6 protein-coding genes and 1 riboswitch are annotated in these 15,150 nt (G+C 64.4%); of the genes, 2 read left to right on the top strand and 4 right to left on the bottom strand.

The window, feature by feature from the left end; genetic code table 11:
- Positions 1–7: 7 nt before the first annotated feature.
- Both VPH40_RS11495 and VPH40_RS11490 read right to left on the bottom strand, forming a co-directional pair.
- A complete protein-coding gene (locus tag VPH40_RS11495) occupies positions 8–2,008 on the bottom strand; it encodes a methyl-accepting chemotaxis protein (protein ID WP_328573494.1) in 2,001 nt (666 codons plus the stop codon).
- A 197-nt stretch (positions 2,009–2,205) separates the two neighbouring features.
- Positions 2,206–2,703, bottom strand: a complete 498-nt coding sequence (locus VPH40_RS11490; protein ID WP_289905822.1) for an Lrp/AsnC family transcriptional regulator — start codon at positions 2,701–2,703, stop codon at positions 2,206–2,208.
- A 154-nt stretch (positions 2,704–2,857) separates the two neighbouring features.
- Here VPH40_RS11490 and VPH40_RS11485 point away from each other — a divergent pair, with 154 nt between their 5' ends.
- Positions 2,858–4,885 (top strand): aminotransferase class V-fold PLP-dependent enzyme, encoded by a 2,028-nt coding sequence (locus tag VPH40_RS11485; protein WP_328573493.1) that lies wholly within the window; start codon positions 2,858–2,860, stop codon positions 4,883–4,885.
- 405 nt (positions 4,886–5,290) lie between these two features.
- A complete protein-coding gene (locus tag VPH40_RS11480; RefSeq protein WP_442906643.1) occupies positions 5,291–13,918 on the top strand; it encodes a GH36-type glycosyl hydrolase domain-containing protein in 8,628 nt (2,875 codons plus the stop codon).
- On the opposite strand, the gene VPH40_RS11475 is transcribed toward VPH40_RS11480, so the two are convergent.
- Both VPH40_RS11475 and VPH40_RS11470 read right to left on the bottom strand, forming a co-directional pair.
- A complete protein-coding gene (locus VPH40_RS11475) occupies positions 13,915–14,130 on the bottom strand; it encodes a hypothetical protein (protein ID WP_328573492.1) in 216 nt (71 codons plus the stop codon). The genes VPH40_RS11480 and VPH40_RS11475 overlap by 4 nt on opposite strands.
- 113 nt (positions 14,131–14,243) lie before the next feature.
- Positions 14,244–14,819, bottom strand: a complete 576-nt coding sequence (locus VPH40_RS11470) for a TMEM165/GDT1 family protein (RefSeq protein ID WP_251349414.1) — start codon at positions 14,817–14,819, stop codon at positions 14,244–14,246.
- 21 nt (positions 14,820–14,840) lie between these two features.
- Positions 14,841–15,010: riboswitch (yybP-ykoY riboswitch) on the bottom strand.
- Positions 15,011–15,150 lie beyond the last annotated feature (140 nt).

Genomic DNA, 15,150 nt, shown 5'->3' with positions numbered 1-15,150 from the left:
AACACCCTTAAAACTCTTCCCACGCATCGCTGGCCGGCGCTGTCGGGCGCGCTGCGGGTGCCGCTGCCTTGGCCAGTGCCGGCCGGACCGGTTTGGGCAGCGCCGGCTTGCCGGCCAGCTGCTGCGCGGCATGCCCGGTTTCTTCCAGCTTGAACACGCTGACCACCTGCGCCAGCCGCCCAGCCTGATCCTGCAAGGACTGGGCTGCCGCCGCCGCTTCTTCCACCAGGGCCGCATTTTGCTGGGTGGCGTCATCCATCTGCGTGACCGTGGCATTGACTTGCGCGATGCCCTGGCTTTGCTCCTGGCTGGCCGAAGCGATTTCTCCCATCAGGTCGGCGACTCTTTGCACGGAGACGACGATGTCTTGCATGGTAGTGCCGGCCGAGTCGACCAGCTTGCTGCCCGCGTCCACCTTGCTGCCCGAGTCGACGATCAAGTCCTTGATTTCTTTCGCTGCCTGGCTTGACCTCTGCGCCAGGTTGCGCACCTCGGTTGCCACCACGGCAAAGCCGCGGCCCTGTTCGCCCGCGCGCGCCGCCTCGACCGCCGCGTTCAGCGCGAGAATATTGGTTTGGAAGGCAATGCCGTCGATCACGCCGATAATATCTGCTATCTTGCGTGAACTCTCCGTAATCGCACCCATCGTTTGCACGACTTGTCCGACCACTTCGCCGCCCTTGACGGCGTGGCTTGAAGCCGACACCACCAGCTGGTTTGCCTGACGCGCGTTATCCGCGTTCTGTTTCACGGTCGATGTCAGTTCTTCCATGGCCGCCGCCGTCTCTTCCAGGCTCGACGCCTGGGCTTCCGTACGCGCCGACAGGTCCAGATTGCCCGACGCGATCTGGCTCGATGCGCTGGCAATCGCCCCGGTACTGTCGCGAACTTCGCGTATCGTCACGTTCAGCGACGCGACGAAGCGGTTGAAGGCGGCGGCCAGGGCGCCGACCTCGTCTTCGGATTCGACGGGCATGCGGCGGCTCAGGTCGCCATTCCCGCTGGCGATCTCGCTGAGCATGTCGGCCGCGCGCGCGACGGGGGCGGCGATGGCGCGGCTGATGACATAAATGATGAGCAGGGCGATGCCGCCGCCCACCAAGCCGGCGATCAGGGCGGCGATCAGGGCCGAACGCGTGACGTTGCCCAGCACTTCCGCTTCCGGCACTTCGGCCATCACATACAGATTCAATTCCGGCACGAAGGAGGCGGCGACGAGCTGCTTGCCGGTCGGCGCCGCATAACTGGCATAGGTGTATTTGTTGCTGGTCAGCAGAGCCTTGCTTAGTGCTTCGCTAAAGCCGGGCAAGTCCTTCAACTGATGCTTGCCGTCGGCCAAGGCCGGATCGCGGTGGATCAGCAGGTTGCCGTCGGCGCGTACCAGGTAGACATGGCCCGTCTGGCCGACCTTGTAGCTGCGGATGGTCTCGGCCATCGCGTCGACGCTCAAGCCCATGCCTGCAATGACGGCCTTGCCGCCGGCCGTCTGGCCGCGCGCATTCAGGAACAGCATGAAACTGCCCGAGGCCGGATCGCGATCCAGATTGATCGTGTGCTGTTTGTTTTCGCCGAGCATGCTGAAGAACCAGTGATCGGCTGGCAACTGCTTGTCCAGCGTGCGGATCAGGCCCGCATCGGTCATGTACCTGGATGCAGCTTGTGAACTCCAGCTGACGACGGCCGCCTTGTTTTTTTCCTTGAGCATCCTGGCGTAGCGCTGGAAAGTGGCCATGCCGCTGTCGGCCAACTCCGCGTCTTCCCAATCTTGCAGAAAGACATCATTCGCCATCGTCTGTACCACGGACAGCGGCTGGCTGATCTGTCGCAGCACGTCGTTGCGGATTTCGCCCACCTGGGCCGGCAGCTCCTGGCCGACGACGCGCTCGCGCACATAATCGCTGCTCATGCGCACGCTGAGGAACGATGAAATGCCCATGAACAGCAGCAGGCACAAACCCATGCTGAACATCAATTTTTTCTGGATGGAAAGGTGGCGAAGCAGATGCATGGACGACCCTGGGAATGGGCCTGCGCGACTGGCAGAGGTTGCCAAACATGCACAGGCAAGTGCGCAGTATAGCGACGGATAGGGGAAATATAGGGGAGGAATGCCGTATTTGATGCAGATGTGTTGCCGTATGGCAACGATTGTGCGGTGTCAACATGTGCAGTTTTCATGTACCCCCATGCTGCGCGGAAAAACGTTCAGGCAGGCAAGCCGTGGGCGATCAATTCCAGAGGCAATTCCGTGCTGCACTTGATTTGTTCCATGGAGAAGGCGGACGACACGCCCGTCAGCTGCACCGCCTTGATGAGCTTTTTATAGAAGGTGTCGTAGCCCTTGATGTCGGTGGTAACGACTTTCAGCAGGTAGTCGATATCGCCGCTCATGCGGTGAAATTCCTGCACCTCGGGCAAGACGATGACGGCGGCGGCGAAGCGGCGCAGCCATTTTTCATCGTGCTGGCCCGTGCGCACGCTGACGAAGACGGTCACGGGCAAGCCCACTTTTTGCCGGTTGACGATGGCCACGCGGCTCTCGATATAACCCTCTTCCTCCAAGCGCTTGACCCGCTTCCAGCACGGCGTGCTCGACAAGCCGATCTTCTCGCTGAGGGCGGCGATCGACAAGGTGCCATCCTGCTGCAGGGCGGCCAGGATGGCGCAGTCGAATTTGTCGAGCGGGCTGTTTGGTGAATGCATTTTACTATTCCTATTTTTATAGCATGAACATGCTGCATATTACCGTGTTTGCAGTGTCTTTTGGCATATCTTCACGGGCGGGTGCCGGTAGACTGTTCATACGTTTCAGCCGCCAGTGCTGCCCCTTTATTTATAGAATCCCCGGACTGCCATCATGAAAGAAATCTACCTCGACAGCAATGCCACCACCTGTGTGCTGCCCGCCGCCGTTGCCGCCGCCCGGCAAGCGATGGAGCAGGGCTATGGCAATCCCAGCAGCACCCACGCCACGGGATTGCAGGCCAAGGCCATGATGGATGGCGTGCGCCAGCGCGCCAGCGGCCTGCTGGGCGTGGGCGACGGCCGGTTGATGTTCAACAGCGGCGCCACCGAAGGCATCCAGACGGCCGTGCTGTCGGCCCTGTGCGCGCTGCGCGAACGGCGCGACGCGGGCAAGCGCATCGGCAGCCTGCTGCTGTATGGCGCGACCGAGCACAAGGCCGTGCCGGAAAGCCTGGCGCACTGGAACCGGCTCCTAGGCCTGAACCTGGAAGTGCGCAAGCTGCCCGTCGATGCGCAGGGACGCCACGATCTGCAGGCGCTCGATGCGCTGATCGGCGACGCGGCCATGCTGTGCACGATGGCGGCGAATAATGAAACGGGCGTCGTCAGCGACTTGTCCGCCATCGCCCAGCTGCTGCAGGAACGCGGTGCCGATGCGTACTGGATGGTTGATTGCGTGCAGGCGCTGGGCAAGCTGAAGCTGAACCTGGCCGCCACGCGCATCGATTACGCGCCGTTTTCCGGCCACAAGCTGTATGCGCCCAAGGGCATCGGCATGCTGTATGTGCGCGCTGGCGCGCCGTTCACCCCTCTGATGATGGGCGGCGGCCAGGAAGCGGGCCTGCGCTCGGGCACGGAAAACATGGCAGGCATCGCCGCGCTGGGCGCCGTGCTGGCTGCGCTGGACGATGGCAAGACCTTCCGCAGCCACGCCGACCTGGCTGCCTTCCGCGAGCAGCTGGTGGCCAGCCTGGAACGCGCTTTCCCTGGCATCGTGTTCAATATGCCGTTCGACTTGTCCTTGCCGACGACGCTCAATTTTTCCGTGCCCGGTTTGTCGTCGAAAGAGCTGCTGGACCTGTTCGACGCGGCGCGCGTGCGCGTCAGCTCGGGCAGCGCCTGTTCCGCCGCCAAGGCGCTCCCCAGCTATGTGCTGGAAGCGATGCGCGTGCCGCAATGGCGCGCCAGCTCGGCCATCCGTTTGTCGTTTGGCCCCCTGATCGACGCGGCGACGGTGACGGCCGCCTGCGCGCGCATCGAGCGTTGCGGCGAAGCGCTGCGCAGCAGCTGTTTGCTGCCATCGGCGCTGGCGCCATCGCCGCAGGACGGCATAATCCAGTTGAGCGTCGATGGCCAGTGCACCTGGCTGCTCAGCGACGCTGCCAGCGCCAGTTGCGTCGTCATTGATCCCGTCGCCGCCCTGGTGCCGCGCCTGGCCGCCTACATCCGCTGCCAGCACCTGGCCTTGCGCGCCATCGTGCACACGGCCGCCCCGGCCGACCATGGCGTGGCGCGCCTGGCCTTGCTGCAGGAACTCGCCATCGAACAGGTGGGCCGCATCGATATCGACGGTGAGCTGGCACTGGGCCAGCAGCGCCTGCGACGCGTCGAGTGTGGCGAAAACCATGTGTATCTGCTGGAGCAGCGCTTTGCCTTCATCGGCGCGCTGGCGCCCGAGGCGTTGACGCCCTTGCTGGATGCGGCGCTGGTGACGCAAGACACCGTGCTGTGCGCGTCAAGCGACGATGGCGGCATTTGCGGTACCGTGCGCACCGTACGGGACGGTATCGTGCCGAGCGCCGAACTGCAGCTCGATGCGGCCGCTTTGCCCGCCTTCCTGCGCCAGCATCCCGACGCCATCCTCGTCGACGTGCGCGAAGCGTATGAACACGCGGCGTGCGCCGGCACGGTATTCGAGGGTTGCGCCGTGCGCAGCGTACCGCTGAGCCGCCTGGCGGGACAGGTGGCTGAATGGTTGCAGCAGCCGCAGCGTCCGTTGGTCTTTTTCTGCCGCAGCGGCAACCGCAGCGCGCGCGCCGCCGTCTGCCTGCGCCGCCTCGGTCACGGCGCGGCATGGCAGCTCAACGGCGGCATGGCGATGGCGGAGGCGACGCGTCACCCGCTGGCCATCGCTGCCTGAGCGGCTTGAACTTTCTTCCTTGAAATATTGCACCGTGTCATCATTGGCACGGTGCCGCTACTCCTTTCCCTCTATTCATTTCCTCCAGGAATCTTTCTCCCGTTTCACTCGCTGATTTCTTTGCCGGCACGCCCCTAAAGCGCCGAGTATGTACGCTAGCGCACGGTCTTGCGTCCAGGGCGCCCCTACGATGAAGTTGAGAAAATCTCCCTACACCCTGAGATTCGTCGCAACGCTCCGGCGCTTCGCTTTCCGTCTTCGCCAGTGTCCGATCGTGTTCTTCCAGACTGGGCCAGCGTGACGGCGGCCGCTGGCTGCCTGCGCGCACCTAGCGAGGCCAAGTTGAAAGAGTACACAGCAGTTGTCACGCAGCAGATCAAGGAACAGATTTCCAAAGTTAAAGAAATCTTCCGCGACCATTCCCTTGCACCGGAAACCTTCGACGCCGCGCGCGACGATGCCTTGCCCTTGCGTTCCGAATTATTCAGCGCCATGCAGATGGCCGCCCACGGCAAGCACGTGGCTGCCGGCCATGCGGTGGGACGGCATCATGGGCGCGACCGCCTGCTGGCGCGCCTGGCCGACAATGCAGCCCTGATCACGGCCACCGTCAACGAGCTGACGGCGACCGTCAAAAGCGGGCGCCAGGTCACGCCCGCCTCGGAATGGCTGCTCGATAATTTTTACCTGATCGAAGAGCAGATCCGCACCACGCGGCGCCACCTGCCGAAGAACTACAGCAAGGAGTTGCCACGCCTGACTTCCGGCGCGGACGCTGGCTGCCCGCGCGTGTACAAGATCGCGCTGGAAATCATCTCGCACGGCGATGGCCGCGTCGACCTGGAAAACCTGTGCCACTTCGTCGAGGCTTACCAGGACGTGGCCACCTTGACCCTGGGTGAACTGTGGGCCGTGCCCATCATGCTGCGCCTGGCCCTGATCGAAAACCTGCGCCGCGTCGCCGCGCGCGTGGCCGACGACCGCATGCAGCGCGACCTGGCCAATACCTGGGCCGACCAGATGACGGAGATCGCCGAGCGCAATCCCAGCGGCTTGATCCTGCTGGTGGCCGACATGGCCCGTTCGAACCCGCCCATGACCAGCGCCTTCGTGGCCGAATTGTCGCGCCGCCTGCAGGGGCAAAGTTCGTCGCTGACCCTGGCGCTGTCGTGGCTGACGCACAAGCTGGCCGAGTCGGGCCTCACCATCGAGCAGCAGATCCAGTCCGAAATCGGGCAACAGGCGGCCGACCAGGTGTCGATCGCCAACAGCATCGGCAGCCTGCGTTTTCTCGGCACCATGGATTGGCAGGAATTCGTCGAGACCATGAGCGTGGTCGAGCAAACCCTGCGCCTCGATCCGGCCGGCACCTATGGCTTGATGGATTTCGCCACGCGCGACAGCTACCGCCACGCCATCGAGCGCATCGCCAGGCGCAGCGCGCGCAGCGAAGTGGAAGTGGCCGAGATGGTGGTACAGCTGGCGCACACGCATGGCAACGGCAATGACGCGCGCCGCGGCCACATCGGCTTTTACCTGGTGGGGCGCGGCGTGCTGGTGCTGGAAAAGCAGGCCGGCGCGAAGCTGCCCTTCATCGAGGCGCTGCAGCATACGGCGCGCGCGGCGCCGCTGGCCGTCTACCTGGGCGCGATCTCGTTCCTGACCCTGGCGACGAGCGCCTTGCTGCTTGAGCGCGCCGTGCGCCATGGCGTGCAGGGCTGGCCCCTGACGGCGCTGGGCGTGCTGGCACTGCTGGGCAGCAGCCAGCTGGCCGTGGCCGTGGTGAACTGGCTGGCGACCCTGATGACGTCGCCGCATCCGCTGCCGCGCATGGATTACCAGGCCGGCATTCCATCGGATGCGCGCGGCATCGTCGTCGTGCCGACCCTGATCTACAGCGAGGACAACGTGGCGGCACTGTGCGAGGCGCTGGAAGTGCGTTATCTCGCCAACCGCGACCCGAACCTGCGCTTTTGCCTGCTGACGGACTTTGTCGACGCGCAGGCGCAAACGATGCCGGGCGACGAAGCCCTGCTGCGCCAGGCGCAGGACATCATCCGCGGCCTGAACGAGAAATACCGCGTGGAGGGTGTCGCGTTCAAGGAAAACGGCGATCCGGCCGGCCCCGAAGAGCTGGGCCATGTGGGGCCGTTCCTGCTGCTGCACCGTCCGCGCCTGTGGAATTCGCAGCAGAATGCGTGGATGGGACAGGAGCGCAAGCGCGGTAAATTGTCCGACCTGCACGCGTTTTTGCGCGGCGGCGCGCGCGACAAATTCTCGCTGGTGGAAGGCGAGTTGCGCGGCCTGCGCACGATCAAATACGTGATCACGCTCGACACGGATACGCAGCTGCCGCGCGATGCGGCGCGCGAATTCATCGCCACCATGATGCACCCGTTGAACCGTCCCGTGCTGGATGCGGCCGGCACGCGCGTGGTGGCCGGCTACGGCATCCTGCAGCCGCGCGTGGCCGTGGCGTTGCCCAGCGCGAACGCGTCGCGCTACGAGCTGCTGTGCGGTGGCGAGCCGGGCATCGACCCCTACACGCGCACCGTGTCGGACCTGTACCAGGACGTGTTTTATGAAGGCTCCTTCATCGGCAAGGGCATCTACGATCTCGACATGTTCGAGCGCGTGCTGGGCCAGCGCCTGCCCGACAATAAGATCCTCAGCCACGATTTATTGGAAGGCTGCTACCTGCGCGCCGGACTGCTCAGCGACTCGCAACTGTACGAGGAATATCCGGCCCGCTATGACGCCGACGTGAGCCGGCGCCAGCGCTGGATACGCGGCGACTGGCAGCTGCTCGGCTGGCTGCTGGGCCGGGTGCCGGGCCGCGCCGGCAAGCGCGAACGCAATCCCCTGTCGATGCTGTCGCGCTGGAAGCTGTTCGACAACCTGCGCCGCAGCGTCGTGGCGCCGGCCACCACCTTGTCGCTGCTGCTGGTGTGGGGCTTCCTGCCGCACGTGGCCTTCTGGAGCGCAGCGGTCCTGGCCATCATCTTCCTGCCGCCCGTGTTTTCCGCCCTGTACGATTTGCTGCGCAAACCGCGCGACACCCTGTGGCGCCAGCATCTGGCCGCCTTTGAGCGGCGCTGCGGCGTGCAGTTTTCGCACGCCATGCTGACCCTCGTCTTCCTGCCGTACGAAGCGTGGATCAGCCTGGACGCCATCGTGCGCACCCTGTGGCGCCTGGGCGTGTCGCACAAGCACTTGCTCGACTGGCGCGCTTCGAATTTGCACAGTTCTTCCGGCTCGCAGGCCGACAGCTGGCGCGCCATGTGGTGCTCGCCCGCGCTGGCGCTGGCTGCCTTTGGCGCCTTGCTGACCTGGCGCCCGCAAGCTTTGCCGGCCGCCGCCGTGGTACTGCTGTTATGGCTCGTTGCACCCGCCATCGCCTGGTGGATCAGCCGCCCCATCGAGCGGGCCGTGGCGCGCCTGTCGGCTGAGCAGGGACGTTTCCTGCACGGCGTGGCGCGCAAGACTTGGGCGTACTTCGATACCTTCGTCGGTCCCGATGACCACTGGCTGCCGCCCGATAATATGCAGGAGCATCCGAACCTGGTGGTGGCGCACCGCACCTCGCCGACGAATATCGGCCTGGCGCTGCTGGCGAATTTGACGGCCTACGATTTCGGTTACCTCACCCTGGGCCAGTTGATCGAGCGCAGCCGCGCCACCTTGCACAGCATGGGCGAACTGGAACGCTTCCAGGGCCACTTCTATAACTGGTACGACACGCAAACGCTCAAGGCGCTGCAACCGATGTACATTTCGACGGTCGACAGCGGCAACCTGGCCGGCCATCTGCTGACCTTGCAGCCGGGACTGGTGGAACTGTACGACGCACCCATCATCGGCGCGCAGGTGGTGCAGGGCATCCGCACGACGGCGCAGGTACTGCAGGAATTCATCGCCGCCGAAGGCGAGGGCAAGGCCATGCGCGACAGCATGAGCCTGCTGCAGGCAGCGGCAAATCCCGCCACTCTGGGCGAATGGCATGCCTACCTGGGCGCGGTGAATGGCGCGGCCGACGCGCTGCTGTCGCTGACACTGCAAAGCGAGGATGGCGAACTGGCCATGTGGGCGGGTGCGCTGGCGCGCCAGTGCCGCGCGGCGCTGGCCGAATTGCTGCAACTGGCACCGTGGGCGGGGCAGGTGGATGTCGATGCGGTGCTGATGCGCATGCCGACCCTGCGCGAACTGGCCAACCTGGAAACGCCGGAAGGCCTGCCTGTCGAGCTGGCCGCCTTGCTGGCGCAGGGCCGCGACCAGGCGGGACGCCACATGCGCGACATCGCCCACGCGGCGGGCCAGGCGCGCGACTTTGCGCAGATCGAATACGCGTTCCTGTACAACCCGTCGACAAAACTGCTGGCCATCGGCTACAACGTTAGCGAACGGCGCCTGGACCCCAGCTACTACGATTTATTGGCCTCCGAAGTGCGCCTGGCCAGCTTCATCGCCATCGCCCAGGGGCAGCTGCCGCAGGAGCACTGGTTCGCCCTGGGCCGCCAGCTGTGCATGGTGGCGGGGCAACCCGTGCTGCTGTCGTGGAGCGGCTCGATGTTCGAGTACCTGATGCCGCTGCTGGTGATGCCGAATTATCCGAACACTTTGCTCGACCAGACGTACCACTCCGTCATCGAGGCGCAGATCGATTACGGACGCCAGCGCGATGTGCCGTGGGGGATTTCCGAGTCCGGCTACAACACGGTCGACGCCAGCCTGAATTACCAGTACCGCGCGTTTGGCGTGCCAGGGCTCGGCTTGAAGCGGGGCCTGGCCGACGACTTGGTGGTGGCGCCGTACGCCAGCATGATGGGCCTGATGGTGCAGCCGGAGGCGTCGTGCCAGAATCTGCAGCGGATGCAGGCGGCCGGCTATATGGGCCGCTACGGCTTCTTTGAAGCCATCGATTTCACCACGGCGCGCCTGCCGCGCGGGCAGGGCAGCGCCATCATCCGCTCCTTCATGGTGCACCACCAGGGTATGGGCTTTTTGGCCCTCAGTTACCTGCTGCACGACCGCCCGATGCAGCGCCGTTTCGAGTCCGATCCGCTGCTGCAATCGGCCTTGCTGGTGCTGCAGGAACGCACGCCGCAGGCCGGCGCGTTTTACTCGAACACGGCCGAACTGGCGGTGCTGCGCAGCGGCGTCCCCGAACAGGCCATGCCGATGCGCATCCTTACGCAAGCCAACAGCGCCGTGCCGGAAACGCAGCTGCTGTCGAATGGCCGCTACCACGTCATGGTGAGCAATGCGGGCGGCAGCTACAGCCGCTGGAAAGACCTGTCGCTGACGCGCTGGCGCGAAGACAGCACGCGCGATAACTGGGGCAATTTCTGCTATCTGCGCGACCTCGACGACGGTGCCGTCTGGTCCACCATGTACCAGCCGACCCTGGCCGAGCCGAAGAAATACGAAGTGATTTTTTCGGAAGGGCGGGCCGAGTTCCGCCGCGCCGACCATGGCCTGGACCTTTACACGGAAATCGTCGTCTCGCCCGAGGACGACATTGAAATCCGACGCACGCGCATCAGCAATAATTCGAACCGCCAGCGGCGCATCGAGATCACCAGTTTTGCCGAAGTGGTGATGGCGCCGGCGGCGGCCGATGCAGCCCATCCCGCATTCAGCAAGCTGTTCGTACAGACGGAAATCCTCGCGCATGAAAATGCGATTTTATGTACGCGCCGGCCCCGCTCGAAGGATGAGCAGATGCCGTGGCTGCTGCATGTGATGACCGTGCACGATATCGAGCGCTACGAAGTCTCGTTCGAGACAGACCGCGCGCGCTTCATCGGCCGCGGCAACACGGCGCAATTGCCGCTGGCGCTGCAGGAAAGCGGGCCGCTCAGTGGCGGCCAGGGTTCTGTACTCGACCCCATCGTGGCCATCCGCTACGTCATCACCTTGGCCCCCGACCAGGCCGTGACGGTCGACAGCGTGACCGGCATGGTGGAGCAGCGCGACGCGGCGCTGCACCTGATCGACAAATACCAGGACCGCCACCTGGCCGACCGCGTGTTCGAACTGGCCTGGACGCACAGCCAGGTGGTGCTGCGCCAGTTGAATGCCAGCGAAGCGGACGCGCAGCTGTATGCGCGCCTGGCCAATGCCGTGATCTATCCGAATGCGGCCCTGCGTGCCGAGGCCAGCATCCTGATCAAGAACCAGCGCGGCCAGTCCGGCCTGTGGGCGTATGCCATTTCCGGCGACTTGCCCATCGTGCTGCTGCAGATACGCGATTCGGCCAATATCGAACTGGCGCGCCAGATGGTGCAGGCGCACGCCTACTGGCGCCTGAAGGGGCTGGTGGTTGACCTGGTGATCTGGTACGAAGAGCAATCTGGCTACCGCCAGCTGCTGCACGACCAGATCATGGGCCTGATCGCCTCGGGCATCGATGCGCAGGCGATCGACCGCCCGGGCGGCATCTTCGTGCGCCTGGCCGAGCAGATCGCCAATGAAGACCGCATCTTGCTGCAATCGGTGGCGCGCGCCATCATCAGCGACTTGCGCGGCACCCTGGCCGAGCAGGTCAAGCGTCCGCCCAGCCCCGTGCTGCGCATGCCGCCGCTGCTGCAAGACCCGGCCCGCGAGCATGGCGGCGTGCCGCACCGGGCGCCACAGCGCGAGCTGATACTGGAAAATGGCCTGGGCGGTTTCACGCCCGATGGACGTGAATATGTGATCACCACGGGAGAGAATAAACAGACGCCGGCACCCTGGTCGAATGTGTTGGCCAATGCGCAATTCGGCACCGTGGTGTCCGAAGCCGGCCAGGCGTATACGTGGAGCGAAAATGCGCATGAATTCCGCCTCACGCCATGGCAGAACGACCCAGTCTCCGACCTGTCCGGCGAAGCGTTCTATGTGCGCGATGAGCAGAGCGGCCAGTTCTGGTCACCCTCGTCCCTGCCCGCGCGCGGCAGCGGCGACTACGTGACGCGCCACGGCTTCGGCTACAGCATTTTTGAACACAGCGAAGGCGGCATCGCCACCGAATTGTGCACCTATGTGGCGCTCGATGCGGCCGTCAAATACTCTGTCATCAAGGTGCGTAACGACAGCGGCGTGCCGCGCCGCCTGTCCGTCACGGGCTATGTGGAATGGGTGATGGCCGACCTGCGCGCCAAGTCCGGCATGCACGTGGCCACTGAAGTCGACACGATCAGCGGCGCCCTGTTTGCGCGCAATAACTACAACACGGAGTTTTCGGGCCGGGTCGGCTTTTTCAATACGGATGCCAGCATCCGTTCCATCACTTGCGACCGCAATGAATTCATCGGCCGCAATGGCAGTCTGGCGCAGCCAGCCGCCTTGCGCCGCGTGCGCCTGTCCGGCAAGGCGGGCACGGGATTGGACCCGTGCGCAGCGATCCAGGTACCGTTCGAGCTGCAGCCGGGGCAGGAGCGCGAAATCGTTTTCCTGCTCGGCGTGGGCGGGCGCCGCAATGCGGACGCCAGCACCATGGTACAGCGCCATGCGGGCAAGGAAGCGGCCCGCATGGCGCTCGACGCGGTGCGTGCGCACTGGGAAAGCACTCTGGGTGCCGTGCGCATCGAGACGCCCGATCCATCGCTCGATGTGATCGCCAATGGCTGGCTGATGTACCAGACCATCGCCTGCCGCCTGTGGGCGCGCAGCGGCTATTACCAGTCGGGTGGCGCCTACGGCTTCCGCGACCAGCTGCAAGATGCGATGGCCATGATCCACACGGCGCCGCAGCTGCTGCGCAAGCACTTGCTGCTGTGCGCGGCGCACCAGTTTGTCGAGGGCGACGTGCAGCACTGGTGGCATCCACCGTCGGACCGGGGCGTGCGCACGCACTGTTCCGACGACTATCTGTGGCTGCCGCTGGCTACTTGCCGCTACGTGATCGCCACGGGCGACGTCAACGTGCTGTCGGAAGTGGCGCCCTTCATCGAGGGGCGCGCCGTCAAGCTGGAAGAGGATTCGTATTACGACCTGCCCGTGCGTTCGGGCGAGTCGGCCGACCTGTACGAGCACTGCGTGCGCGCCATCCGCCATGGCTTGCGCCTGGGTGTGCACGGCTTGCCTCTGATGGGTTCCTGCGACTGGAACGACGGCATGGACAAGGTGGGCGAACACGGCAAGGGCGAGAGCGTGTGGCTGGCGTTCTTCCTGTACGAAGTGCTGCAGCGTTTCGCCGAGGTGGCCGTGCTGCGCGGCGATGCCGCGTTTGCCCAGTTCTGCCGCGATGAAGCGGCGAAACTGGCGGCGAATGTCGAGGAACATGCGTGGGATGGCGAGTGGTACCGGCGCGCGTATTTCGACGACGGCACGCCACTTGGCTCGCACATGAACGAGGAATGCCAGATCGATTCGATTTCGCAGAGCTGGGGTGTACTGTCGGGCGCGGCCAACAGGGAACGGGTCGCCGGCGCCATGCGCCAGGTCGATGCACGCCTGGTGCGCCGTGATTCCGGCGTGATCCAGCTGCTCGATCCACCATTCGACAAATCCAGCCTGAACCCCGGCTACATCCGCGGCTACGTGCCGGGCGTGCGCGAGAACGGCGGCCAGTACACGCATGCGGCCATCTGGACGGCGATGGCGTTTGCCCGCCTGGGCGATGGCGAAAAAGCGTGGGAACTGCTGCGCATGATCAATCCCGTGCGCCACGGCGTTGACGCGCAGGCGGTGCAGCGCTACAAGGTCGAGCCCTACGTGGTGACGGCCGACGTGTATGCCGTGGCGCCCCACGTGGGACGCGGTGGCTGGAGCTGGTACACGGGATCGTCGGGCTGGCTGTACCGGCTGATCGTCGAATCCCTGCTCGGTTTGACGCGCGAAGCGGACGTGCTGCGCGTGGTGCCGGTCATGCCGGCAGAGTGGGACAGCTTCAAGCTGCATTACCGCTTCGGCGCCAGCAGCTATGCCATCACGGTGGAACAGGCGCAGGGGCGGCCTGCGGGCTTGTCGCTCGATGGCGTGGCGCAGGGGGGCAACAGCATCGCCCTGCGCGACGAGAGCCGCGAGTACGTGGTGCTACTGCTGGTTTAGTCCTGCCGCCGTACCTGCCACGTATCGTATTCGGACCGGCGCCTGCCAAGCAGCAGGATCAGGCCGGCGCCCAGCAACAGCAGGTCGCGCGTGCGTACGGCGGGCTCGGATTGCGTTGCGAGCTGAGGGGGCGTAGGTGCCGCCGTGGCAGCGGGCAACTGGCTTGCGCAGGCGGCCAGGCACAGCGCCGCCATCTTTCCATTCAAATGCATAGATTCCTCAAGAAAGCGCGGTGACCACCAGGTGGCACCGCGCCAGTGTTCATGTCGGCGATATTGTAATTATAGACATGAACATTGTAAATGAGAAATTATTTAAGATTGAGTCAAAAACCCAGGGCCGCGCCTGCGCCCAGCAGGGTGGCCACACCCAGCACGGCAAACACCAGCGCCGCGATGCCATGCACGAGGCGCAGCGGGACGCGGTTGGCGATCTTGTCACCCAGGTAGACGGCCGGCACGTTGGCCAGCATCATGCCGAAGGTGGTACCCAGCACGACGGAGTAGATGTCGTGGTAGCGCGCCGCCAGCGCCACCGTGGCGACCTGCGTCTTGTCTCCCATTTCCGCCATGAAGAAGGCGATCAGGGTGGTCAGGAAGACGCCGTACTTGGCCAATTTGGTTTCGTCTTCATCGAGCTTGTCGGGGATCAGGGTCCAGGCAGCCATCGCCAGGAAGGAGACGCCCAGTACCCAGCGCAGCACGTCGGGCCCCAGCATGCTGGTGATCCAGGCGCCGACGGCGGCGGCAAACGCGTGGTTGGCGATGGTGGCGACGAAAATCGCCAGCACGATGGGCAAGGGCTTGCGGAATTTGGCGGCCAGCAAAAAGGCCAGGAGTTGGGTTTTGTCGCCGATTTCAGCGAGACCGACGATGCCGGTGGAGATGAGGAATGCTTCCATGAGATTGCAAGAGGTACGCGGGCCGGACGAATTAACCAATGATCCACGGGCGACTCCGGCCCATGCGGCCGCCCTGGATCAATGGTCTCGTCAAGTTTTGCAACCACCTGCACCATGGCCTGCGGGCCAATTATGTTGATACAGGTTCCCGCGGCAGGACCGCAGGACGACTACTCCCCAATGTTCGAGGCGCATCATACGCCAATGCCTGCGCCGGCGCCAGTGCCGGCGGGGGATGTTGCGGCCTGGTGTGTGGGACTTCGACAACAATGATCGATTTGCAAACAGACTCGACTTAGAATGCAGTCTGTCCACGACTCCCAGATGGAAT

This window comes from Janthinobacterium sp. P210005, from assembly GCF_036231865.1.
GTDB classification, from domain to species: Bacteria; Pseudomonadota; Gammaproteobacteria; order Burkholderiales; family Burkholderiaceae_D; genus Janthinobacterium; species Janthinobacterium kumbetense.
This window is presented reverse-complemented; position numbering and strand designations above follow the sequence as displayed.